Annotated in this window: 24 protein-coding genes and 2 pseudogenes; 15 read left to right on the forward strand and 11 right to left on the reverse strand. The window is 59.9% G+C overall.

All coding sequences use genetic code 11. The annotated features are described in order from the left end of the window. Positions 1-14 precede the first annotated feature (14 nt). Positions 15-1,376: an MFS transporter gene (locus FIV39_RS12185; RefSeq protein ID WP_090406794.1), complete on the reverse strand. Its 1,362-nt coding sequence runs from the start codon at positions 1,374-1,376 to the stop codon at positions 15-17. 275 nt (positions 1,377-1,651) lie between these two features. Here FIV39_RS12185 and FIV39_RS33715 point away from each other — a divergent pair. From FIV39_RS33715 to FIV39_RS34105, 6 genes and pseudogenes are all read left to right on the forward strand, one after another. Continuing rightward, positions 1,652-1,741 (forward strand): annotated as a pseudogene (locus tag FIV39_RS33715) (outer membrane lipoprotein carrier protein LolA); the annotation flags it as partial. A gap of 61 nt (positions 1,742-1,802) precedes the next feature. Continuing rightward, positions 1,803-2,513 carry a FadR/GntR family transcriptional regulator gene (locus FIV39_RS12190; protein WP_146371521.1) on the forward strand — a complete coding sequence of 237 codons (711 nt, stop codon included), beginning with the start codon at positions 1,803-1,805 and terminating at the stop codon, positions 2,511-2,513. A gap of 13 nt (positions 2,514-2,526) precedes the next feature. Next, the gene (locus FIV39_RS12195) at positions 2,527-3,222 is read left to right on the forward strand and encodes a tRNA (adenine(22)-N(1))-methyltransferase (RefSeq protein ID WP_090406788.1); all 696 of its coding nucleotides are present in this window, start codon (positions 2,527-2,529) and stop codon (positions 3,220-3,222) included. A gap of 290 nt (positions 3,223-3,512) precedes the next feature. Next, positions 3,513-4,058, forward strand: a complete 546-nt coding sequence (locus FIV39_RS12200; protein WP_090406785.1) for an ATP phosphoribosyltransferase regulatory subunit — start codon at positions 3,513-3,515, stop codon at positions 4,056-4,058. Between the two features lie 90 nt (positions 4,059-4,148). Then, a complete protein-coding gene (locus FIV39_RS12205) occupies positions 4,149-4,439 on the forward strand; it encodes a DUF3144 domain-containing protein (RefSeq protein WP_090406782.1) in 291 nt (96 codons plus the stop codon). Between the two features lie 337 nt (positions 4,440-4,776). Further along, complete coding sequence (locus tag FIV39_RS34105; protein WP_090406779.1) at positions 4,777-6,834, forward strand: methyl-accepting chemotaxis protein; 2,058 nt, start codon at positions 4,777-4,779, stop codon at positions 6,832-6,834. 114 nt (positions 6,835-6,948) lie between these two features. On the opposite strand, the gene FIV39_RS12215 is transcribed toward FIV39_RS34105, so the two are convergent. After that, positions 6,949-8,070, reverse strand: a complete 1,122-nt coding sequence (locus tag FIV39_RS12215; RefSeq protein WP_090406777.1) for a lactonase family protein — start codon at positions 8,068-8,070, stop codon at positions 6,949-6,951. Positions 8,071-8,511: 441 nt separating this feature from the next. Between FIV39_RS12215 and FIV39_RS12220 the strand changes: the two genes are divergently transcribed. Then, complete coding sequence (locus tag FIV39_RS12220; RefSeq protein ID WP_090406775.1) at positions 8,512-10,254, forward strand: OPT family oligopeptide transporter; 1,743 nt, start codon at positions 8,512-8,514, stop codon at positions 10,252-10,254. A gap of 202 nt (positions 10,255-10,456) precedes the next feature. On the opposite strand, the gene FIV39_RS12225 is transcribed toward FIV39_RS12220, so the two are convergent. The 3 genes from FIV39_RS12225 to FIV39_RS12235 all read right to left on the reverse strand — a co-directional run bounded on the left by FIV39_RS12225 (position 10,457) and on the right by FIV39_RS12235 (position 12,922). Continuing rightward, a complete protein-coding gene (locus FIV39_RS12225) occupies positions 10,457-11,083 on the reverse strand; it encodes a glutathione S-transferase family protein (protein ID WP_090406773.1) in 627 nt (208 codons plus the stop codon). 99 nt (positions 11,084-11,182) lie between these two features. Then, complete coding sequence (locus FIV39_RS12230; RefSeq protein WP_090406771.1) at positions 11,183-12,439, reverse strand: hypothetical protein; 1,257 nt, start codon at positions 12,437-12,439, stop codon at positions 11,183-11,185. A 102-nt stretch (positions 12,440-12,541) separates the two neighbouring features. Beyond that, positions 12,542-12,922: a cupin domain-containing protein gene (locus FIV39_RS12235; RefSeq protein ID WP_090406769.1), complete on the reverse strand. Its 381-nt coding sequence runs from the start codon at positions 12,920-12,922 to the stop codon at positions 12,542-12,544. 142 nt (positions 12,923-13,064) lie between these two features. Here FIV39_RS12235 and FIV39_RS12240 point away from each other — a divergent pair. Next, positions 13,065-13,786: pseudogene (locus tag FIV39_RS12240) on the forward strand (hypothetical protein). 38 nt (positions 13,787-13,824) lie between these two features. Here the strand turns inward: FIV39_RS12240 and FIV39_RS12245 are convergent. From FIV39_RS12245 to FIV39_RS12260, 4 genes are all read right to left on the reverse strand, one after another. Further along, complete coding sequence (locus tag FIV39_RS12245; protein WP_090406767.1) at positions 13,825-14,244, reverse strand: DUF6691 family protein; 420 nt, start codon at positions 14,242-14,244, stop codon at positions 13,825-13,827. A 2-nt stretch (positions 14,245-14,246) separates the two neighbouring features. Next, positions 14,247-14,678 (reverse strand): YeeE/YedE family protein, encoded by a 432-nt coding sequence (locus tag FIV39_RS12250; protein ID WP_090406765.1) that lies wholly within the window; start codon positions 14,676-14,678, stop codon positions 14,247-14,249. Positions 14,679-14,757: 79 nt separating this feature from the next. Continuing rightward, entirely contained in the window at positions 14,758-15,129 is a 372-nt protein-coding gene (locus FIV39_RS12255) for a hypothetical protein (protein ID WP_090406763.1), read from the reverse strand. A gap of 107 nt (positions 15,130-15,236) precedes the next feature. Then, positions 15,237-15,713, reverse strand: coding sequence for a hypothetical protein (locus tag FIV39_RS12260; RefSeq protein WP_143513892.1), 477 nt, complete (start codon positions 15,711-15,713; stop codon positions 15,237-15,239). Between the two features lie 244 nt (positions 15,714-15,957). On the opposite strand from FIV39_RS12260, the gene FIV39_RS12265 reads away from it, so the two are divergent. From FIV39_RS12265 to FIV39_RS12275, 3 genes are all read left to right on the forward strand, one after another. Next, positions 15,958-16,440 carry a GNAT family N-acetyltransferase gene (locus FIV39_RS12265; protein ID WP_090410084.1) on the forward strand — a complete coding sequence of 161 codons (483 nt, stop codon included), beginning with the start codon at positions 15,958-15,960 and terminating at the stop codon, positions 16,438-16,440. 158 nt (positions 16,441-16,598) lie between these two features. After that, positions 16,599-17,270, forward strand: coding sequence for a hypothetical protein (locus FIV39_RS12270; RefSeq protein ID WP_090406759.1), 672 nt, complete (start codon positions 16,599-16,601; stop codon positions 17,268-17,270). 14 nt (positions 17,271-17,284) lie between these two features. After that, positions 17,285-17,971: a tetratricopeptide repeat protein gene (locus FIV39_RS12275; protein ID WP_090406756.1), complete on the forward strand. Its 687-nt coding sequence runs from the start codon at positions 17,285-17,287 to the stop codon at positions 17,969-17,971. Between the two features lie 113 nt (positions 17,972-18,084). Here FIV39_RS12275 and FIV39_RS12280 read toward each other — a convergent pair whose 3' ends face one another. Continuing rightward, entirely contained in the window at positions 18,085-19,194 is a 1,110-nt protein-coding gene (locus tag FIV39_RS12280) for a tetratricopeptide repeat protein (RefSeq protein WP_090406754.1), read from the reverse strand. A gap of 295 nt (positions 19,195-19,489) precedes the next feature. Between FIV39_RS12280 and FIV39_RS12285 the strand changes: the two genes are divergently transcribed. The 4 genes from FIV39_RS12285 to FIV39_RS12300 all read left to right on the forward strand — a co-directional run bounded on the left by FIV39_RS12285 (position 19,490) and on the right by FIV39_RS12300 (position 21,599). Next, positions 19,490-19,945, forward strand: a complete 456-nt coding sequence (locus FIV39_RS12285; RefSeq protein WP_186731515.1) for a hypothetical protein — start codon at positions 19,490-19,492, stop codon at positions 19,943-19,945. Positions 19,946-20,149: 204 nt separating this feature from the next. Further along, a complete protein-coding gene (locus tag FIV39_RS12290; RefSeq protein ID WP_090406748.1) occupies positions 20,150-20,560 on the forward strand; it encodes an ASCH domain-containing protein in 411 nt (136 codons plus the stop codon). Between the two features lie 225 nt (positions 20,561-20,785). After that, positions 20,786-21,178 carry a VOC family protein gene (locus tag FIV39_RS12295; protein ID WP_090406745.1) on the forward strand — a complete coding sequence of 131 codons (393 nt, stop codon included), beginning with the start codon at positions 20,786-20,788 and terminating at the stop codon, positions 21,176-21,178. Positions 21,179-21,365: 187 nt separating this feature from the next. Continuing rightward, on the forward strand, positions 21,366-21,599 hold the full coding sequence (locus tag FIV39_RS12300) for a hypothetical protein (RefSeq protein ID WP_090406742.1): 234 nt from the start codon (positions 21,366-21,368) through the stop codon (positions 21,597-21,599). On the opposite strand, the gene FIV39_RS12305 is transcribed toward FIV39_RS12300, so the two are convergent. Beyond that, positions 21,596-22,072 (reverse strand): putative adhesin, encoded by a 477-nt coding sequence (locus tag FIV39_RS12305; RefSeq protein WP_143513891.1) that lies wholly within the window; start codon positions 22,070-22,072, stop codon positions 21,596-21,598. The two genes, FIV39_RS12300 and FIV39_RS12305, sit on opposite strands and share 4 nt — an antisense overlap. Positions 22,073-22,122 lie beyond the last annotated feature (50 nt).

Here is a 22,122-nt window from a genome sequence, read left to right on the forward strand (position 1 = left end):
GTTCCTGGATAGGCTCAAAGAGGTTTGCTGACGGTGGCGCTGGTTGGCGTCACGCCTGGCGACGTCAAGGCGGCGGAGGGGGCGGTCTTGGCAAAGAACACCAGGATCGCGGCGAGCACCGAGGTGCCGGCCAAACCGTAGAGGCCACCCTGGATCGAACCGGTGGTCTGCTCCAGGAAGCCAAAGGTGGTCGGCGCGACGAAGCCACCCAGGTTGCCGATGGAGTTGATCAAGGCGATCACGGCAGCGGCGATACGCGCATCCAGGTAGCCCTGTGGGATCGGCCAGAACAGCGAGGACGCCGACTTGAACCCAATGGCCGCAAAGCAGATCGCCACGAACGCGAAGATCGGCCCGCCGGTGGTGGACATGAACATGCCCGCCGCCGCAATCAACAGCGCCGCCGCAACCCAGGCCTGTTGGAACTTGAATTTGCCCGACAGCGTCGCGAAGGCGTACATGGCGATGATCGAGATCAGCCACGGGATCGAGTTGAAGAAGCCGACCTGCACATCGCTCAGGTCACCCATCTTCTTGATGATGCTCGGCAGCCAGAACGTCGCCGCGTAGATCGTCAGTTGAATGCAGAAGTACAGGGCGCAGAACAGCAGGATCTGACGGTCCTTGAGCAGCTTGCCGAGGGTGGGTTTGACGCCGCCCACGGCTTCACGCTCGCGTTGTTCCTGGTCGATGGCGTTGACCAGCACATCCTGTTCTTCGCGGGTCAGCCATTTGGCGTCGTGGGGCTTGGAGTCGAGCCAGAACCACACAAAGAAACCGATCACCACCGAGGCCAGGCCTTCGATGGCGAACATCCATTGCCAGCCGTGAAAGCCAAACCCTTCGATCTGCAACAGTGCACCTGACAGCGGGCCGGAGATCAACGAGGCCACCGCCGAACCACTGAGGAAAATCGCGATGGCTTTACCGCGTTCCACGCCCGGCAGCCAGCGCGTGAAGTAGTAGATCACCCCAGGGAAGAAGCCGGCTTCGGCGACGCCGAGTAGGAAGCGAAGGATGTAGAAGTGGGTTTCGTTCTGGATGAACGCCATCAGCGTGGCGACGATGCCCCAGGTGAACATGATGCGGGTCAGCCAGATGCGCGCGCCGACCTTTTGCAGCAGCATGTTCGAGGGCACTTCAAAGAGCGCGTAGCCGATGAAGAACAGCCCGGCGCCAAACCCATAGGCCGCGGCGCCGATGCCCAGGTCATGTTCCATGTGCGTGCGCACAAAGCCGATATTGACCCGGTCGATGTAGTTGAGGATGAACATGATCACGAACAGTGGGAGCACATGGCCCTTCACTTTTCTCACGGCGTGCGCGAGGACCGAATCACTGTTTGGTGCGGCAGATGCATGGCTTGAATTGTTCACAATTCAAAACTCCCCCTGATTATTTTTATGCGGGTTTGCGTGTCTTGTTGATAGACATCATACAAGTTCTTTTCTGGGGCTCGCAATGTGGTGATGATGTTTTTGTGTTTATAAGGGCCAGGTTTTAGTGCGTTTTTGGTTATTTTGCGGGTCTGTGTGGCGTTTAAAGAAGGTTGAGTGCGCTTTTGGAAGAGGGCGTGTTGATGGTCATAAATGTTAGTTGTCATACAAGTGAGGCGCTTTTTTCACTCGGGCCCTAACCTGTAGGAGCGAGCTTGCTCGCGAAAAACGTCAACGATAATGCGGGCATCCTGAATAAACGCGGCGCCCTCAGGTTTTTCGCGAGCAAGCTCGCTCCTACAGTGGGGTTACGCCGTGGGGTGGGATGTTAAGCTCCCTCCTGCCCAACCCCGTGGATTCGTAACTATGCCCATTGAAAACGCCCCCCCCGTCCGTAGACGCTCCAACAACCTGGCCCAAGGCGTGCTCGACGCCCTGACCCAGCGCATCCTGCTTGGGCAGTTGAAGCCGGGTGAAAAGCTGCCGTCCGAATCCACCATCGTGCTCGAACATGGGGTGAGCCGTACCGTGGTGCGCGAGGCCCTCTCCAAGTTGCAAGCCTCGGGGCTGGTGGAGACGCGCCACGGCATCGGCACCTTTGTGCTCGCGCAACATGCCCAGCAAGGCTTGCGCCTGCATGTGGACACCGTCGCCAGCGTGCGCAACATGCTCGAGCTGCGCCTGGGCCTGGAAGTGCAGGCGGTGGCACTGGCCGCCGTGCGCAGGACCGACGAGCAGCTTGCCCACATGCGCGCCGCACTGGACGACTACCAGGCCTCGCTGGCCAACAACGACAGCTGCGTGGAAGAAGACAAACGCTTTCACCAGTTGATCGCCGAAGCCACCGGCAATAGCTTCTTCACCGAAATCATGCTGCACCTGGGCAATGCGATGATTCCGCGTACCCAAGTGAAAGGCGCCGAGCGTGGCGGGGCGGACTTTGCCAAGCTCGGGCAACTGGCGAACCTGGAACACGAGGCGATCTTCAACGCGATCAAACGCCAGGACCCGGACGCGGCGCGGGCGGCGATGGTGTTGCATCTGACCAACAGCCGGGATCGATTTTCCGGCGAATAAAAAGGAACACAGGTTGAACGAACACACCTTGTCCATGCGCCTGGAGCGCGTGGCGGCGAATGTGCCGATGGGCGCGCGGCTGGCCGATATCGGCTCGGACCATGGCTACCTGCCGGTGGCCTTGATGCGCCGTGGCGTGATAGAGGCGGCCGTGGCGGGCGAGGTGGCGATCACACCGTTCCAGGCGGCTGAGCGCACCGTGCGTGAGAACGGCCTGGAGCAGCATGTCACGGTGCGCCTCGCCGATGGTCTGGCGGCGATAAAACCGGCAGACGCGATCACCGCGATCAGCGTCTGCGGCATGGGCGGCGAAACGATCCGCGACATCCTCGACAGCGGCCAGGCCTACCTCAGCGGCCGCGAACGCCTGATCCTGCAACCCAACGGCGGCGAGCAACCGTTGCGTCACTGGTTGATGCAAAACGGTTACACCATCCTCAGTGAAGAGTTGTTGCGGGAAAACCGTTTCTACTACGAAATCATCGTCGCCGAACGCGCCACACCGGTGAGCTACAGCGCCGAACAGCTGTACTTCGGCCCCGTGCAGATGCAGGCACGCAGCCCGCTGTTCCTGGCCAAGTGGCAGCGCATGCTGCGTCAGAAGCAGAAGACCCTGGCCAGCTTTGAGCGCGCGCGGCAGGCCGTGCCGGAGGATAAGGCGCAAGAGATCGCACAGCAGGCCCGGTGGATTACTGAGCTGTTGAATTGAGCTTGCTTGTAACTATTCCTACATGTGTGCAAGGATTGCCCATGACCAAATTTTCGCAAAGCAACCGCCATCACTCTCACGGACCTTTCCCAAGGTGCCGTGGTTGCTTGCGCTCACTGATTGACCAGACGCTCTGATCACTCAATGAACCCAAACCAAGGCGCCTATGGCGCCTTTTTTATTGCCTGTAAAAATGGAGATTCAAGACATGACAATGCTGCGCGGAACCCGAATCGTGACAGGGAAAGAAGCCGCAACGATGCGTGAGATAGAGGGACGATTCCGGAGCTATCTTCATCGAAGCGGGAGCTGAAGAAGCTATCGTGCCCGCTTTGTGGAGCCAGGACACGTTTATTGAAAAAGCCGGCGGCAGTGAAATCATCGGGCAGATGTGGGCTTTCGATGATAAGGCGGGTCGCCAATGTTGCCTGATCCCAGAGGCCACCGCGCTGTTCCAGGAGCGCAATGCAGCCTTGCTCGGCGGGCGGGCTGAGGCGATGTTTTTCTACGTGGCACGGTGTTATCGGTATGAGCGGCCGCAAGCCGGTCGCTATCGTGAATTTACCCAGTTGGGGTTGGAGATTCTCAGTCCAGAGCCCGCGCTGGCGCTACAGCGCAGCCAAGCCCTTTGCTCCGGGTTTCTGGACACGCTGGGGCTCGACTATGAGTTGAGCCTGGCGGTAAAGCGTGGGCTGAGTTACTACCTTGAAGGCAATGGCTTCGAAGTACGCTGCCCCGCACTGGGTGCGCAGCAGCAAGTGGTAGGTGGCGGTGCTTACCGAGAGGGCGCCGGGTTCGGCATCGGGCTTGAGCGGCTGGTGCTGGCATTGATGTGATGTTCAAGGCGCCTCCGCAGGGAGGCGCCTGCTCTCCAGCCGCAGGATATGCTCCAATGGTCGTCTCATTCGCTCACCCAGGAACCCGCAATGGCCGACGCCACCGACCAAACCTTCTACGACCGCGCAGACGCGCATATCGAGCTGTCGAACGAGCAGCTCAAGACATTCGAGAACCTCGGCCAGGTGAGTGCCTCGATGATGTTCGGCACCACGCGGTTCAATGCCTGGGCCTGTGCGCGCAACTTTAAGTCCGGCGAGCAGATGGCTGAGGAGCGCGAGGCGATGCTCACGTATTTCTGCGATCAGTACCGGATGATGCTTGAGGACAACCTGGACGATCACATCAATAATTTCAGCCGGTACATGCAGGCTAAATAGGTCGCTGCCGGTATTTCTTCCAACGGCGTGTCCTGCCCTTCAAGTTCTCCCCGTGCGCGGCCGATAGGATGCTTGTGATTGAGGGCGTTCTGGCGCGCGCCTCGGTCAGTCGTCTCCGGCGGTGACAGCGGCCTTGTCCCTACTGAGTGCTTTTGCCCCATTTTCGCGCACGCGAGGTGGGGCGTTCGTGCAGCGAACGCCCTGTTTCGGGGCTGAGTGTGAGCGGCCCGTATCTTGCTAGAGCCTTACCAATCAATGACATGGCATTTTGCTTTCATTTATTTCAAGGCTTCGCCCAGCGGTGCGCCGGGCGGGTTGTTTTCGGGAGTGGTCGGACATGCACAGCCTTTTATCACCTGGTATCCGCCTGCTCGGACGTTTCGGTTTCGCGCGTAAGTTCCAGATTCTGTTTTTCCTGTTCATGCTGCCCCTGGCGGGTAGCCTGTGGATGATCGGCCAGGACTATCGCGACAAGTTAAGCGTGATTTCCGCTGAGCAGTCCGGCCTTCGTCAACTGTTGGCCCTGGATGCGCTGGATGGCCAGTTGACCGCCCAACGTAACCTGGCTGCGCGCTGGAAGGCGGCGGACATCCTGCATGCCCCCACGCCGGCGGCGAAGGCGGCGATGGATAAGGTGGATGCCAATTTCCCGCTGATCCTGCAAAGCCTGCAAGCCCTCGGTGATGCCTTGAAAACCCAGAACGCCGGCGCTGATGTCCTGGCCCGCTTCGAGGCGTTGCAGGCCACCGTCAAGGGCATGGATTCCGCGTCCCTGCGCACCGTGGGCTGGTGGCCGGATGGCTACGACCGCTTCACCGCCGCGCTGACGGCGATGCAGGCCCTGCGCGAACAGATCACCCTCGACGCCGGCCTGATCCTCGACCCCTGGCTGGAAACCTACATGCTCATGCAGATGGGCACCCAGCAAACGCCCGACCTGATCGAGCGCATCGGGCGCATGGCCAGTGTGGGACAGTCCTCGATTTCTTCGGGGCAGTTCACCTTGCAGAGTCGTTTGCAGATGCGCGACTTGCGCAGCCGCATCGGCGATGCGCGGGATCAACTGGTCAAGGCTGCGGCTTCGCTCAAGGCCAAGCAGTACGCCGGAATGGAGCCGTGGACGGCGCAATACGACACCAGCCTGCAGTTGTTGGATAACGAACTCAAAGTGCTCGACGACGGCGTGTTCGGCGGCAGCATCAAGCTGGATACGGCCGGTTTCGAGCGCAGTATCGACGCCATGCTCGAGTCGCTCGGCGCGCTGCGCGTTCAGTCGCTGACGTCGATGGATGCACGCCTGGACTACTACCGCGCACATGCGAACACGCAATTCATACCGATGGCGGCAACGTTCAGCCTGTTGGCCCTGGCGGCGCTTTATCTGTTCATGTGTCTGCAAGCGTCCATCCGTCGCAGCGCCAGTGGCATCACCACACTGGCCGAGTCCCTGCGCGACGGTAACCTGTGTGTGGAAGTGGCGGTAGAGGGCCGCGACGAACTCGCGGCCATCAGCACCGCGCTGAACGTCGCGGTGGTGCAGTTGCGCACCAGCCTGCTTGGCGTCAATCACGAAACCCAGCAGCTCGGCTCGGCGGTGCTCACCCTTAATTCGCAATCGGGCAGCACCCTCAGCGAAGTCGAAGACCAGCAGCACCAGATCAGCCAGATCGCCGCCGCCGCCACGCAACTGGCCGCCACGTCCATGGGCGTCGCGCGCAGCTGCGAACAGGCCTCGGGCAGTGCCCAGCAAACCCGGCGCATCGCCGAAGACAGCAGCCGCGACAGCCAGCGCACCACCGCCAGCATCCAGCAGCTCAACCAGCGCCTGACCGACACCGCCGATGCCTTGCAGCAAGTCAGCCAGCAAGGGCAGCAGATTCAGTCGGTGGTCGACACCATTCGCGGCATCGCCGAGCAGACCAACCTGCTGGCGCTCAACGCAGCCATCGAAGCCGCCCGCGCAGGCGAGCAGGGCCGGGGCTTTGCGGTGGTCGCCGATGAAGTGCGCAGCCTGTCGCAACGCACCCAGGCGTCGACGGCGCAGATCGCCGGCACCGTCGACAGCCTGCGCGCCACGGTGAGCCAGGCGGTGACGCTGATGGGCGCCGCGTGCGAGCAGGCGTTGACCGATGCCGAGTCCGTCACCGGCTTGGGCACGCGCCTGGGCGAGATTGCCGGCGCGGTGCAGAACGTCACCGACACCCTCGCGCAAATCGCCACGGCGGTGGAGGAGCAGGCGGCAACGGCGGATGAAGTGAGCGGCAATATCCAGCAAGTCGACCAGGCCGCCGGGCGTCTGCTCGACGGCGCGCGCGCGGTAAATCGGGCTGCGGATACCTTGAGCAAGGGCAGTCAGGCGTTGAGTGATAACACCGCACGGTTTCGCCTGAGCTGAGGTCTGTAGACCCTGAAGATCCAACCCGGTGGGGGGGCTTTCCCGAATGCCAGTCAGTTAAGGAGGAACACTGTAACTGTGGCGAGCGGGCAAGCCCCCTCCCACAGGTTCAGGTCAGTTGGCCGAGGTATGCAGCACCTCAATCCACAGCGCACCCTTGCCCGACGCCGCTTCCCCCACACGCTTCAACGCACCCGCGGCACTGACCGCATAGGTGCCGACCTTGTCGCTTTTCTCGCCGGTCACCAGCAGCCAATGGCCGTTGGGGGAGAACGCGATATTGCGCGGCTGCTTCTCTTCGACCGGGTAGTTGTCGACAAAACGCAGGCCGCCTGTGGCGGTATCCACGGCAAACGCCGACACCGAACTGCTGGTGCGCTCGCTCATCAGCAGCAGCTTGCCGTCCGGCGACAGGCGCAGGTCAGCGGCCCAGATGCGCGGCGTCGGGTCGTCTTTAAGGTCATTGTTGCGCGCGTCACGCACTTCGCCGTGGGCCAGTTTCAACCGCTCAGGAATACCATTGGCCACGCCGATCTGGGTCAGCGCGCCGGTGCTGTCATCAATGGCAAACGCGGTGACGGTGCCGCTCATTTCGCCGACCACATACAGGTACTTGCCGTTGGCCGAAAACGCCAGGTGCCGAGGCCCGGTGTTGGCCGGTACGCTCACGTAGCCGCTGCCGATCGGGGTGAGCGCGCCGGTGGCGGCGTCGAAGCGGTATTGCAACACATGGTCCGTGCCCAGGTTGCCGGCGTAGGCAAAGCGATTGCTCGGGTCGGTGCGCAGCGAGTGCGCATGCAGGCCGGTCTTGTAGGTGCGGATGGGCTCGGGCTTGTCGATGGGCTGGACGCTGAGGGTGTCGGCACCGTAAGACGCCGCGAGCAAATAGCGCCCGGCGCGGTCGGTGGCCAGGTACGCCATGCTTTCGGCCAGCGGCGCCTTGGACTGCGGCGTCAGGCGGCCGGTCGCCGGGTCGATGCTGAAGCCCTGGACCTGAAACGGCTTGACCCGCAAGGCCGCGAACAAGGTCTTGCCGTCGGGGCTGAGGGCCATGGGATTGACCTGGTCGCCGGCCGTCACTTGGTCGACCAGGCTCAGGGCGCCGTTGCTTTCGTCGAGTCGGTACTGGGAAATCAGCCCGTCACCGGGGCTGGAGATGTACGCGAAGGTGGCGGCGCCGGCGTGCGCACTCAGGCCGCAGACAACGGCGGCGGCCAGGAGGAGGGGTTTATTCACGGGTGATCCTTTATTGTTATGGTCGTGGTCAGTCATCGTATGACTGTATGCGAGTCTCGGCAATGGTTGTTTTATCGGCGTGATGGGCGCTGTATCTCTGCCTGCGCCAAGGGCTTGATGCGCTGCATGAGTAAGGATCCCACCTGATGCTCGGCCGACGTTTCGACGGCGAGCCGCTGCCGTGGGTGCACACCGCGTACTGGCTGGCGGCCGATGAGCTTAGCGGCTGACAGAGATTGCACATCACAGGACGTTTTTTGCCCCGGACCGCTATGGCGTGGTCAATCCCGAGGATGCGCCGCGGGTGCAGCGGCTGCCGGACAAGGCCCAAGCCGGTTAAGGGAAAGCGCTGCACCTGTGGCAAGCATTAAACCCGGAACCTTCAGCCCCGACAGGGCTCACTTGTTAGGTCGTCCTGTTCCCTTGCCGAAAGGAATCCGCATGCATGCCACCTCATCAACCGTGCCCCTTCACACCCCCGTCGAGCGCGAACTGAGCCTGCGCGCGGTCATCACCGGCACCGTGCTCGGTATCCTGCTGACCCCTTCGAACGTGTACGCCGGGTTGAAGATCGGTTGGTCGTTCAACATGTCGATCATTGCCCTGCTGGTGGGGTATGCGATCTGGCAGGGCCTGGCCAAGCGCTCGTCCGAGCAGCTGCCGTGGACGTTGCATGAGAGCAATATCAACCAGACCGTCGCCTCGGCCGCCGCTTCGATTATTTCCGGTGGGCTGGTGGCGCCGATCCCGGCCTATACCTTGCTGACCGGCAACCAGCTGGACGCATGGCCGATGATCGCCTGGGTGTTCTCGGTGAGTTTCCTGGGCATCTGGATTGCCTGGTACCTGCGGCCTTCGTTGCTCAATGACAAGGCGCTGAAATTCCCCGAAGGCATGGCCACCCTGGAAACCCTGCTGCATATCTACAACCATGGGCGCGAAGCCGCGACGCGCTTGAAGGTGTTGCTCAGTGCGGCGTTGCTGTCCGGGTTGGTGAAGTGGGTGGACACCTTTGTGTGGGCCTTCCCGCGTTGGTCGCCGAGTGCCCAGCTGGAGCGCCTGACCTTTACCGCCGACCCTTCGCTGTTGCTGCTGGGCTTTGGCGGCATTATCGGCATTCGCGTCGGCCTGACCCTGTTGCTGGGCGCCTTGCTCGCCTGGGGTGGCCTGGGCCCGTGGCTGCTGGCGCACGGCTTGGTGAGCTTGCCGGCCGGCAGCAGCGGCCCGCAATTCGCCGCGTTGGTGGAGTGGTTGCTGTGGCCGGGCGTGAGCCTGATGGTGTGCTCAACCCTGGCGTCGTTGACCATTCGGCTGTGGGCGTTGTACACCTCGACCAAGTCCGTCGGCGGGCAAGCCTGGAGCGTCCCCAAGGCCGGCCCTGCCGCTGGTTTTGTGCTGTCGATCGTATTGGTGGTGAGCCTGCAGGCGCTGTTGTTCGGCATCAACCTGTGGATGGCGTTGCTGACCATTCCCCTGGCGATCTGCCTGGCGGCCGTCGCCGCCCGCGTGGTGGGCGCCACCGGTATTCCGCCGATTGGCGCCATCGGGCAGTTGTCCCAGCTGAGCTTCGGCATCGTCGCGCCGGGGCAAGTGCCGATCAACCTGATGAGTGCCAACACCGCCGGCGGCTCGGCGGGGCAGTGCACCGACTTGATGAACGACTTCAAGGTCGGCAAGGCCATTGGTGCTACGCCGCACAAGCAAGTGATCGCGCAGATCCTGGGGATTTTCATTGGCAGTATCGTCGGGGTGTTTGCGTACCTGGCGCTGATCCCTGATCCGCAATCGATGCTGCTCACCGAAGAATGGCCGGCGCCGGCGGTCGCGACCTGGAAAGCCGTGGCGCAAACCCTCACCCATGGGCTGGACTCATTGTCGGCGAGCATTCGCTGGGCGATTGCTATTGCCGGTGTGGCGGGGGTGTTGCTGGGCGTACTCGACAGCCTGTTGCCCGTCCACCGTGCCCGCTACTTGCCGAGTGCGGCCGCGTTGGGGTTGGCGTTTGTGCTGCCGGCCTCGGTGTCGCTGATGATGGCGCTGGGTGCGGTGCTCACCTGGCTGGTGAGCTGCCGCTGGCCGAGCATCACCGAGCGGTTTGCGATTACCGCTGCGGCGGGGTTGATTGCCGGGGAGAGCATCACCGGCGTGGGGGCGTCGCTGTGGCAGATGATGGGGAACGGGTAAGCTGCCCCCCAAGGCTGGTATCTCCCCTGTGGCGAGCGGGCTTGCCCCGCGTTGGGCTGCGAAGCAGCCCCAAACACCGCCACGTCAAACTTCCTGAAGAAACGCTGCAGCAGCCAATGGGGCCGCTGCGCAGCCCAACGCGGGGCAAGCCCGCTCGCCACAACGGCCCGGCTCTTGGTGGTTTAAGGGTTCGCCGCATCACTCACTTGGCAAACGCATACTCCCCACCCTGTTCCAGCGCCTGGCGATAGGCCGGGCGTGCCTGGAATCGCTGCACCCACGCGGCCAGGTGCGGGTACGCCGGCAGCTTGCCCTGGGCCTTGGCGATTTCGCCGATAAAACTCATCTGGATGTCCGCGCCGCTCAGGTCATCGCCCAACAGATAGGGGGTGTGCCCCAGCGCCTCGTTGAGGTAACCGAGGTAATTGGCCACTTCCGATTCGATACGCGGATGCAGCGGCGCACCGGCATCGCCCAGGCGCCCGACGTACAGGTTGAGCATCAACGGCAGCATGGCCGAGCCTTCGGCGAAGTGCAGCCATTGCACGTACTGGTCGTAGGCGGCAGTGGCCGGGTCCGGTTGCAGGCGGCCATCGCCATGGCGGCGGATCAGGTAGTCGACGATGGCGGCGGACTCAATCACCACGTTGGCGCCGTCTTCAATCACCGGGGATTTGCCCAGCGCATTGATCGCCTTGAGCTCCGGGGGCGCAAGGTTGGTTTTCGGGTCGCGCTGGTAGCGCTTGATCTCGTACGGCAGGCCAAGCTCTTCCAGCAGCCACAGAATACGCTGCGAACGTGAGTTGTTGAGGTGATGAACAATGATCATGGGAACTCCGCGGGGCGTGGGGTGTGTAGGAACAGACTGCTGCGGCAACCTAGAGTGCCCTGAATCAGCGGGACGTTTGCTTGGCAAACGCCCCTTCGATCAACGCACCACCTCGAACGCCGTGTATTGATACGCCGAGCGCATTTTGCTCGACGTCGTCTCCAGCGTCAGGGCAATGCCCAGGTCTTCGATAAAGGCGCGCGAGGTCTTGTAGTCACCCTGTTCGCACTCAAGCTTGATGGCGTCGCCGGTCAACGAGGCAAACACCTGTCGGGCCGGGAAGCGCTGGCCGACTTTGCAGCTCACGGAGGTCTCGAGCGGGGTATCGGTCGGTTTGCCAGGTACGTTCGCCATATGCAGGTTGGCGCTCAGCGTCTGGCCTGGCGTCCAACTGCTCGGAATATTCAGCTCGGCTTCGCGGGTCAGCAGCACCTGGCCATCGCCCACGCCATTCATCTTCGACTTCAACTGAATCAGGTCCGCCTGCACCAGGCGCTCGACATGGAAGGTGTCGCTGTAGACCTCGTTCTTGTTCAGCAAGCCACCCACCGCCGTGAAGGTCACCGTGGTGGGGGTGTCGTTGCTGCCATCGCTTTTTTTCGACAGGTAGGTGTAGCTCAACGTCTTGAACTTCGGCTGCAGCAGGGCCGAGTCGAGGCGCTGGAGCACGCTGGCGGGTACGGCGACGTCGTTGATGCTCGGCTCTACGACGGTGCGCGGGTAGTCCACCGGCGCGATGTCCGGACGCAACCAGGCCAGCAGCGCCGCATCGACACCGCCCTGCAACGAACAACTGATGCGCGACTGCGTGCCGTCGGTGCCTTCCGGCTCTACCAGCAGCACGCGCTCGACCTCACGGGTGCCCGGCGCGACGCCTGGCCGTGGCTTGATGGCCTGCCAGCGGTCGTCGACCTTGAGTTCACTGCGGATGTAGGCGTTGTCGCCTTTTTGCAGGCGAGCAGGTTGGTCGAGCAGCGGAGCAAGGCGTTGGGCAACCTCGTCGATATTGCCTTGCACAACAAAGCCCCAGTAATAGTAGAGCCCCAGATTGCCGAGGTCGGTGGCCTCGTCGGCGTACGACAATAGCTTCAAGCCCGCGATGGGCGGCGCGCTGACCGGCACCGCATTGGCCTTGCGGTCTGCGCGGTTGACCACTGCGATCCACGAGAAATCCTTTTCCTGCTTGAGCGGTGCGTAGGCCTGCCAGGCGTCGCGGTGGCTGTTCAGGCTGCTGAAGAATGTCGCGTCGCAGCGGGTGAAGGCCTTGAGCGTATCGGTCAGCGCGGCGTCGTCGGCGTGGGCGATGGACGGCAGCAGCGCAGAAGCGAAGAGTAGGGCGGCGGTGGGCAACTTCATCGAGCGGGATGTCCGTATCGGGGGCGGGAGCTGAGCATTATCCAGAAATTACCCGCCAAAGGCTCGGTTCAATGACCGAGCCCTATGACGCCCGCGAATCTTTCAGATCCACAGATCGTTTGTTGCCGTGCGTTCACCGCCTTCATGGCCGGTATTCAAGATGCCCCGAGGCTCAATCATCATCAGCTTCGCCTCACCCTCGGCGGCGGTCCGATGTTCAACGCCACGCGGGACCACATACAATTCGCCCGCCGCCACAGACACCGGGCCTTCCGGCAGATCGATACGCAGTGTCCCTTCCAGCACCAGGAACGCTTCGTCGGTTTCCGGGTGTGAATGCCAGATGAACTCTCCTTCGATGCGCACCACCTTGAACTGGTAGTCGTTCATTTCGGCGACGACCCTGGGGCTCCACTGCTCGTTGATGAGCGACGCCTTTTGCGCGAGGTTTACCGGTTGTGCCGGGTGCTGTGACGTAGCCATGATCCATCCTCTGGTAGGTAAGAGGACCAGACTATCGAGGCAACGAAGCGCTTGGCTTGTACGATCCTGCACGTTGGCCGCTTAAAGCTCGGCCCTTTGCCGTCGATAACCTGTATGAACCCGCCAATCAAGGATCGATAAAATGGCTCTTTCCGTTAGCGCTGCCTATCTCCCGCCGGCCAACACCAGCCTTACACCTTCCGACCAGAAGCTCGTGGCCCGGCCACTGACAGATGCCGCGAAAGAAGCGGTGGCGAATACCGCCCCGGCGGCCGTCTACCATCCCAGTGGCTCAGCAAGCACTACATTGGAGCCGCTGGAGGTGGTCGACACCTGGGTCGGTCGGACCCAGTCGCCAGACCACCCTCGGCTCGTCGAAATTTCCACCGGCGCGCTCAATACGCTGAAGGCCTCCTTCAAGGCATTCGAGTCAGCGCTGTCGACCACCGCTCCCGACTTGGCCGGCAAAAAATACGGCTTCACCGTCGAGGCCGATGGCCGCCTGAAAGTGCTGGATTCGGCCAGTCAGCTCAGCAGCTCGGATACCCAGCGGCTGACGGATTTGCTCAATCAATCCCTTGGCCTGAAAACCGCAGCCGTTGCCTACCGCACGCCGCCATCGACACGGTGGACGCCGATTCGGTCTGGTCGGGCCTGGGCTTTTACAGCCTGACTAACGAAAACTTTGCCAAGACCATTGATCTGGCGCCGCTCTTAAGAGACTTCGACCCGTCTGACTTCAAAGGGTCCAGGGATCGGATTTTTATTAATCAACTGGCCTCCAAAGGCGAGCTGGCGACGCAAGAGACGGAAGCGGCGATGTATGAGCGGCGTGGAGTGCAGCGGTTCAGTGCGCAGGCCTGACCTACTGTGTGGGGTAAAAATGAAGCCGTGCAGGCTGTTCAACCCCGCCTGCGCGATTCAATCCCTGCAAAAATCAGCATGCCCGCCACCATCGCCAGCGTGAACACCACCACCTGCCATTGCCCCGTCAACAGCAATGCCACTGCCGGCCCGGGACACAGCCCCGCAATCGCCCAGCCCATGCCGAACACCAGGCTGCCCAGCACGAGGCGGCGGTCGATGGTGCGTTGCGTCGGCATCTGGATCGGCGCGCCCAGCAGCGAGACCTGGCGATTCCTTACCAAGTAAAAGGGCACGCTGCTCACCGCCAGGGCGCCGAGCATCACCAAGGCCAATGAAGGGTCCCAATCGCCGGCGAGGTCGAGGAACGCGAGCACTTTCGCCGGGTTGGTCATGCCGCTGAGGTGCAGTCCCAGGCCGAAGATCAAACCGGTCATCAGTGCAGTGAGTTTGCGCATGCTCAGGCTCCCAGCAGGTGGCGGATGAAGTAGACAGCGGCGAACCCGCTGCCCATGAAACAGCCGACCGCGACCAGCGAGCGCAGCGACCACCGCGACAGCCCGCAGATGCCATGCCCGCTGGTGCAACCCGCGCCATACCGCGTGCCGATCCCTACCAGCAGCCCTGCCAGCACCAGCCCGTAGCCACTGACCTGGAACGATGACTCAGGCAGCTTGGCGAACAGTGACCAGATCCAGGGTGAGACCAGCAGCCCGATCACAAACAGCAGTTTCTCCCCGCGCCCCTCGCCGTGCCTGGAGAGCAGGCTGCCAAGCAGGCCGCTGATCCCGGCGATGCGGCCGTTGAGCAGGATGAACAGGCCGGCGGACAAGCCGATCAGAGCGCCGCCGAGCAGGGCGGTCCATGGGGTGAAGTGGGTGGAGAGGGTCATGGTGGGGCCTGGGTGTGTGGGGACTACGTGCATCGATAGCATAGTCTTATCCACATACCCAATGAGTGAAGAGGCGTACTCATACTTTGGTCGTATGCACCTTGGCCAGGCGCAGGCGCCAATCGCCGTCATGGCGCAGGCGGCATTCTTCTTCGGAGTCGAAGTGTACGCAGCGTTCCATGGACGCGCCGTGCACGTCGGCGTCGTGCAGTGCGGCGGCGGTCAGCTCACGCATGCGTTGATCGGCCCCGGTTGAGAGGGCGTGTTCCTTGCTGGCGCGGCTGTCGAACACCCAGATCACGCGCAGGCTTTGGGGGAAGGTGGTGTAGTCGACGGTGTGGGTCAGCCAGTCGAAGCCGGGGATTTCAGTTTTGGCGGTTTCGCAGGCGTCGATGAGGGTGGCGATGAGGCGACGTTCGAGGCGGGCGGTTTCGCGGTTGGTCAGCGGCATGGAGATCCTGCAAGGGCCAAACGCCCAAGATTAGCAGTGCGCGCGCTGAGTTGGCAGGCCCAGCCTGCCGTTTCTCGCTTGGAGTATCACCTCACAGCGAAGATCGATCACGGTACTTCGGTGAATATTGTGAATTGGCAACCGTGCACCGAATCTGCTCGGCAGAAGTCGTCTGCCGTCCAATTAGGGCCTACTGCGCGAGGTCGTACAGGGAAGCGCTGAGACATTCTCAAAAACGCAAACTGCTCCGGCCCTTCGTAGTCACAGGCTACGAAATAATATTCGGGCTCGCCTTTGCTTTGTGCAGTGCGAATAGCGGCCGACTCGAATTTCATTCCTTTGAGGTAGTGCTCTTGTGCATAGGGGTTCTCACCTCTCCAGCCGCTGCCGGGCGAGATGGCGGTGTAGCTATAGCCGTCTTCCGCTTTGGTCTGCTGGATGCTTCCAATGCCCGGGCACATGCTGCCGGCCGTGTTGGTATTAGAACTCGATGTACAGGCTGCAAGGCTGACCAGTACCGCAGAGCACAGCAAAATCATCGATGCGGCGCGAATGGGCAGTAGGCTCGAACTGGAGATGTGCATGGTGAATTCCTCGGCTGAGTAGTCTTTACTCTGAACGGTGACAGCCGGGGCGGATACTGTGAATGTTGACAGGTCGGCAGATGGATTCGGAATAACGGCGCGCTTCAATCGCAGCAGGCTGAATCTGTGAGAGGCTCATGCGGTGTGTGTAGACAGTGAGAAAAGGTTCAAGCTGCGGATGCGATCAGTTGACGCGGTTGTGGCTCGACGTCATGTTTGAACCGCCATGTTCAGAGCGCAAAATATGCCTGTCACCCTCAATCAAAATTCCCCGGTGGTCCTGGTCCCAACTCAACAAAGCGACTTGGACGATCTTGTCGCCCTTCGAATTGAAGCCATGCGTGAAAGTCTGGAGCGCGTCGGGCGATTCGACCCTGCACGCGCTCGCGAGCGGTTTGTCAGCGGCTTTGAGGCCCGCGACACACGTTACATTGAGGTGTCTGGAGAGAGGGTGGGTTTTGTAGCCGTTCAGCGTCATCCGAATGAATTCCTGCTCGACCACTTATATGTGAGGCCGAGCGCGCAAGGATCGGGGATCGGCGCGGCAGTGCTCATTCAGGTTTTCCAAGAGGCGGATAACGCTGCACTCCCTATTAAAGTGGGGGCTCTTAAAGAAAGCGCGTCGAATCGCTTTTATACCCGCCACGGCTTCCAATTCGTCGAAAGCAGTGAGTTCGACAATTATTATGTTCGCCCGCACAGGGCGGTGGCGGGGCCGGCGGGCTAGTTGGATGGCGCGTGCGTGGAGACGCCGGGGTCTGACATTCGCGCCATGCCTGCGTTCAGCCAAAACATGAGAAGCTGGATTTCTCCCGCAAGCCTGTATTGCTAAAGTTCTCAACTCACCGGCCGACAGCTTTTGTTTCCACTTCACGGATGATTTTAATGTTCCGCTCTCTTTTTTCCGGCGTTGCTTTGCTCGCCTTCGGCGCCGTCTGCACAGCCCAGGCCCAGACCGTCACCACGCCTGAACAACTGCTGACGGAGTTCTCTCGTTGCGATGCGCATTTCTTCGAGAGCCTGCGCGACGCCCGTCTGCCAGCAGGCACCTTGCGCCTGAGTGACTACGGCTCGGTCAAGGCACCGACCATCATGAGTCCGCTGCAGGAAGGTGGCACTTACCAACACTTCGAAACGCCCCTGATCGTTAACGGCGTGCGTATGGTCGGCTATTACAACCAGGCCCAAACCATCAAGGACGTCGGCAATTTTCTGTTCTGGGGTTTTGTAGCCGATGGCTCGCCGCAAGAGGTGGCCGCAAAGCTCAAGCCACTGATCGTTGATAACACACGCTTTGTCAGTCAGGGCAAAGCCATTACTCGCGCCGAAATTCGCCGTGTCGGTGACCCGATCGGCCAATGGCGCACCGAAGGGCTGACCGGCCCTGGCGTCGCTACGCCGTTTGGTTTCGTAGACCGCGTGCTGATGGTCGACGCGGGCGACACGTCACCGTCGCTCGTGGGACACACCACCGTGTTCTGCTCGCTGCAAGGCACCGTGACCGCGCCGCTGTTGCAGGTCTATCGCCCTGACCTCAACGCTCATCTGCTTGACTGACAAGGATGCTTATCATGAAGACTCGCTGGCTCGCACTGATTGCCTGCTCCGTCATCCTCACAGGTTGTGCAGGGATGCAGAACCCGCAAAAAGCCAACCTTGCCCACTGCGCTAATCAGTTGAAGGCATCCAAAGCCGAAAACTACCCTCTGGTGCTGCAGGAAGGTGATCTGTGCCTGCAGAAAGCTACGCTGCCTGCCTCGCTGCATAGTTTGATCTATGCGGTGCAGGCCGACGCCTACCTCAACCTCAAGCGCTTTCCCGAAGCCTTGGCCGCCAAGGAGAAATCCATGCAACTGTTGGTCAAGCCTGAGCCGCGCGCCTACCTGGACTTGAGCGCCATGTATCGCGCCGCTGGTAACCCGAAAAAAGCCCTTGAGCTCGTGCAGTACAACCTTGACAACGGCATGGGAGAAGCAGGAAAGGGGACCGGCTTCAATATGCCGACCTACTATCATCTTGGCCTCGCACTGACAGACCTGGGTCAGTACCGGGAGGCCGCTGAAGCATTCAGTACCGGCCTTCAGCGTCAGCCGGACTATGCCTGGGCCTATTACGCGCGCGGGATCGCGTACGACCATTTGGGCAACAGGGAAGACGCCAAGGCCGACTTCATGAAGTTCTCGCAGATGGTCAACAAGAAGTACGTGCAGGCGGAGCACAAGGCCAAGCTCGCCGAATACAAGGTTTCCTTGCCGTAATTGGAGCACCTGCTGAGGGGGCACGTTGTCTGGATAAGCCGGCGGGTTCAGACGCATGCGTAGGCAATTCGATCGTGAAGGCTTGGTTTGATATGTCGTTTACGTTCGTCTGCTTACTGCACGTTCGTTATATCTGCCAACAGTTGTTCGAGTCCTTCCGGAGTTGAATAGAGGTTTTCCAGCGCCGCAACCTCGGCCAGTTGGCTGGGTGAAAGGGCCTTTTCTTCGTGCTCAAGCTGTCCGCGCATGTCATCTTCATTTCTCGGTAGCTTGCGTTTCAATGCTACGCGCAAAAGTCCGCATGCCTTGAGCTTGTTACGTTCGAAACCTCGGCCGGTGTCCATCTGCACAGCGAGGAGGGCGGTTGCAAACGCGTGTCCTTGCGCCGCAGCCTTGAGCAACCACCGGTTCGCTGTCGGGTAGTCGGCCGGTATTTCATCACCCTTGTTGTAGAGGTAGCCGAGAATGAACTGCGCATCGGCCCGACCTTGTTCGGCAGCACGGGTATACCACTGCACGGCGGCGGGTACATCCTTGGGTGTGCCGTTACCACTGAGCATCGCGAGGCCCATCATTTCGTAAGCTTTGGCATTGCCGGTCTCGGCCGCCTGAGCAAGTAGCTTGACCGAGCGCTCAAGATCGACCGGCGCGCCTCTGCCCTGTGCGTAAAGCGTTGCCAGCTGTATGAGTGACTCGGCATCTCCTTGAGCACTGCCCTTGCTTGCCCATGCGAACGCCTGCTGGTCGCTCGCCTCAACGCCGTCACCTCGGTAGTAAAGCCTCGCGAGGTCTCCTTGTGCTCTGGCATGTCCTTGTTCGGCGGCTTTTTGAAACCACATGGCTGCCAGGGAGAAACTCCTGGGTTGATCCTGGCCTGCAATATTGGAAATACCCAGGAAATACTGGGCATCCGGGTTTCCATGCTCGGCCGACCGAGTGATCCACTCCAGGCCCTTGGAATGATTCACCGCTACGCCGCGCCCGTAGTAAGTGAAAAGGCCGGTTTTATACTCAGCGACAGGTTCGCCGTTTTCAGCAGCGCGCAAATACCACGCTGCAGCCTTGACCGGGTTTTTATCGACCACCAGGCCTTCGTCATAGACCGCACCCATCAGCAGCGTGACGCTGTGCGGACTGCGCCATACGGTGATAGCGAACGTGATTAAAAGATAGGCCAGATAGCCCAGGAGCAACGCAACCAAAGGAACGACAAACCGGCGCAATTTCGAATCCATTCGTGAGGTGTGGGTGAGCAGTGTAGCGATGCTCACGCGCCGGGGCATAGATGCCTTTCTACAACAGGTTTAACCGCGTTCGGCGCTGCGAACCAGCGGCGCATGTGCAGGCCCATGTAGGCGTTGATGGCGATGGTACATCGCGCCCAGCAGGGCAAATGCAGTGAAGGTCAGGATCGCTTTCGGCCAAAAGCAGCCATTCATAATCCCTTAAGGTATAGGGATGCTAACCTCGCTAGGCCAAACTGAGGCAAGGCACCTGAGAGATTCCGGGGATCAAAAAATGGAAGAAACACTCTCCTCTACATTTATGCGCACCAAAGGGAAGCCCATAAGTTTCAATGGAAAAACTGTCGTTGCGATCATGGAGATCAAGATCACAGAGCCCAGAACCGTCTTTTCAGTTCGTCGATTGGGTGCTACGAACGGTCGAGTGCAAGGATTGGCATTAAAGATGATGGGCGGGCAAATCGTCGTCGAAGGCTCTGGCAACGGCTGTCCCGAAATAGTTTTGTGGTCTGATACCAGTCCCGATGCTTTGGAGATAGAAGTGTTTTCTAAAGGTGGAAACGTTCTAAAAATCTGGAACGTCTGGAAGAGCGCTTTTGGTATGAATGCATGGGTTGGCAATGCTGGAATTCACGTCCACGGGACCGATGGCACGATGACGTTGGAATGTAGCGACGGGGTGGGTGATGTCGACTTCTCCGATTATGTGGTTGTTGTGGAAAAACGATAATGCACGGAGTTATGTCCGCTTAGGGTCGATTACCGCCTTTTGTAAATTGGAACACCGAAGAGGTTACTTGTAATACCTGGTCCGAAGATACGACGTTGGTCCAGAATAAAGAATTCCAGCCATTGAGTTTCGCGTCGGCCTTGATCGTGACGATTTATGAGTGCTAATGCTGTAGCAAATGACAGGATTTAACGGGATTTCGTTATGAATATCATTGATGATTTAAAAGTTAAGTACCCCGGGGCCATTTCATGGTCATTTGGAGATGCTCCAGAAATGGCGGATGAGCTGGCTGAACTTGTTGCTAAAGGAATAAAAACGGCTGCGTGTAGTTCACTTTCGTCATTCAAACATGAAGATAAGCCCCCCACTATTGGCGGTTACGGCATCATCCTCAACAGTAAGGGCGAACCTGTATGTGTAATTAGAGTTGTGTCGATGCGTATAATTCGTTATTGCGACGTAGATCATGACCTTGCAAGGAAGGAAGGTGAAGGGGATCTCAGCCTCAGTTACTGGATGCAGGGTCATAAAGATTTTTTCCAGAGGGAGGGCTCGTTCGACGAGGCTATGGAACTTGTGGCAGAAGAATTTGAGTTGGTGGAAGTATTGTAAAAGACAAAGCGCTCTGAATCGTCCCGAGTTTTTAGGCCGTCTCCAAACTTGCGGTGTAACGCTTTTCAAACTCTACCGATGACCGCAGGTCAAGCAATAAGTGAGAAGAGCAGGCGTGTAAACACAGCTTCCACGACCGACGGAGTACGTTTCAGGCTCGTAGTTGAAAACAGCCTGAAAATGCTTGGTATGGTGCGAGAAGGTTTACTCTGTTTAGGACAAAAAATGATTTCGCATGTATTCATCGGAGTGAATGACTTCAGTCGAGCACTTGTGTTTTATCAAGGGCTCATGCAGATCCTCGGACTTGATCTCAAGTTCACTGAACGTGAACGCCCATGGGCTGGCTGGAAACACCCGGAGACTGAACGCCCTCTTTTTGTGGTGGGCAAACCGTTCGGCGGCGAATCCGCGACGCCAGGACATGGGCAAATGATTGCTCTGCTGGCACCTAATCGACAAACCGTAGACAACGCCCATGCTTTGGCGTTGGCATTGGGTGGAACATGCGAAGGCGCTCCCGGCCTGCGACCCGAATACCACCCGAATTTTTATGGTGCGTACTTTCGAGACCCTGAAGGAAACAAGCTTTGCGTCTGTTGCCACGATCCGGAGTAGGTCAAGTGGAGGGTGTCTAAAAGGGGATGGATTTATTTGCAACTTCGTGGTCGCGCAAGGTTGCCCACCAATGCAGACGGAAAGTGAATTAGGGATGAAAACGGCCCTTTTGTGCCCGTACCGGTCTACCATACCTCCCCGGGAGCGGTTCTATGCGCTGCCGTTCCTCAGTTTTTAAGGCATCCCAATGACCATCGACCAAATCTCCCTCCCCAAAGGCGTAGGCCCTCACGCCGCCAAGCTCCTCGACGCCATCACCGGCGCCGCCACCCATGAAGAACTCAACCGCGCTGGCGGCAAGGCTGAAGGTTTTGTGCTCGGTCTGGAATCCACCAAAGCCATCAAGAGCCAAATCGCCGAGTCGTTGTATGTAGCCTATGACGACGCGGCGAGTAATCGGGCGGGTGAGTTGAAGGGCTAAAACGAGCGTTTCCACGCAGGTTTATTCGGAGCCGGTAGCTGAGGCCTGAGTGACTGTTGCCAAATGGGAGGCGACGGTAGATTGCTTCGGCAGGCGCACCAATGCACCGGGGTCGGATGGACAAGGTCACCCCAGCCACTGGCGTCATAACTTGCCATGATCTCACTTAACAGCCATGCATCACCGGCGCCTGGCACCGTTTGATGATGGGGGAATGGTGGGGTTTGGATCATCAGTGGGGGATTGGTTGAGTCCATCAGCCAGTAGTTCTTCACCAACCCGCCCCTGGAGATGACGGCTGTGGCTTGGAAAAGATTCATCGCGTCCGGATCTGCTTCAATCCTGGCAGCCACTTCATCCCGAATAGGAATGCCATCAGCGGTCCAGAAGTAAAGGATGAACCCTTTCGGCAATGCAAACGGCGGTGAGTGTTCTCCACATGCCAACCCATGTCCCGACAATACAATAGCCATGAATATTCCTTGTACGTTTTACTTTTCAGGCCCAGTACCCCTTCGGGTAC

The sequence above is a fragment of the Pseudomonas grimontii genome, assembly GCF_007858185.1.
GTDB classification, from domain to species: Bacteria; Pseudomonadota; Gammaproteobacteria; order Pseudomonadales; family Pseudomonadaceae; genus Aquipseudomonas; species Aquipseudomonas grimontii.

Bases quoted from the DNA above. Each gene is read 5' to 3' on its own strand.
- FIV39_RS12190 (WP_146371521.1), top strand. From the start codon at position 1,803: ATGCCCATTGAAAACGCCCCCCCCGTCCGTAGACGCTCCAACAACCTG.
- FIV39_RS12205 (WP_090406782.1), top strand. From the start codon at position 4,149: ATGGCCGACGCCACCGACCAAACCTTCTACGACCGCGCAGACGCGCAT.
- FIV39_RS34105 (WP_090406779.1), top strand. From the start codon at position 4,777: ATGCACAGCCTTTTATCACCTGGTATCCGCCTGCTCGGACGTTTCGGT.
- FIV39_RS12220 (WP_090406775.1), top strand. From the start codon at position 8,512: ATGCATGCCACCTCATCAACCGTGCCCCTTCACACCCCCGTCGAGCGC.
- FIV39_RS12225 (WP_090406773.1), bottom strand. From the start codon at position 11,083: ATGATCATTGTTCATCACCTCAACAACTCACGTTCGCAGCGTATTCTG.
- FIV39_RS12230 (WP_090406771.1), bottom strand. From the start codon at position 12,439: ATGAAGTTGCCCACCGCCGCCCTACTCTTCGCTTCTGCGCTGCTGCCG.
- FIV39_RS12235 (WP_090406769.1), bottom strand. From the start codon at position 12,922: ATGGCTACGTCACAGCACCCGGCACAACCGGTAAACCTCGCGCAAAAG.
- FIV39_RS12245 (WP_090406767.1), bottom strand. From the start codon at position 14,244: ATGCGCAAACTCACTGCACTGATGACCGGTTTGATCTTCGGCCTGGGA.
- FIV39_RS12250 (WP_090406765.1), bottom strand. From the start codon at position 14,678: ATGACCCTCTCCACCCACTTCACCCCATGGACCGCCCTGCTCGGCGGC.
- FIV39_RS12255 (WP_090406763.1), bottom strand. From the start codon at position 15,129: ATGCCGCTGACCAACCGCGAAACCGCCCGCCTCGAACGTCGCCTCATC.
- FIV39_RS12260 (WP_143513892.1), bottom strand. From the start codon at position 15,713: ATGCACATCTCCAGTTCGAGCCTACTGCCCATTCGCGCCGCATCGATG.
- FIV39_RS12265 (WP_090410084.1), top strand. From the start codon at position 15,958: ATGCCTGTCACCCTCAATCAAAATTCCCCGGTGGTCCTGGTCCCAACT.
- FIV39_RS12270 (WP_090406759.1), top strand. From the start codon at position 16,599: ATGTTCCGCTCTCTTTTTTCCGGCGTTGCTTTGCTCGCCTTCGGCGCC.
- FIV39_RS12275 (WP_090406756.1), top strand. From the start codon at position 17,285: ATGAAGACTCGCTGGCTCGCACTGATTGCCTGCTCCGTCATCCTCACA.
- FIV39_RS12285 (WP_186731515.1), top strand. From the start codon at position 19,490: ATGGAAGAAACACTCTCCTCTACATTTATGCGCACCAAAGGGAAGCCC.
- FIV39_RS12290 (WP_090406748.1), top strand. From the start codon at position 20,150: ATGAATATCATTGATGATTTAAAAGTTAAGTACCCCGGGGCCATTTCA.
- FIV39_RS12295 (WP_090406745.1), top strand. From the start codon at position 20,786: ATGATTTCGCATGTATTCATCGGAGTGAATGACTTCAGTCGAGCACTT.
- FIV39_RS12300 (WP_090406742.1), top strand. From the start codon at position 21,366: ATGACCATCGACCAAATCTCCCTCCCCAAAGGCGTAGGCCCTCACGCC.
- FIV39_RS12305 (WP_143513891.1), bottom strand. From the start codon at position 22,072: ATGGCTATTGTATTGTCGGGACATGGGTTGGCATGTGGAGAACACTCA.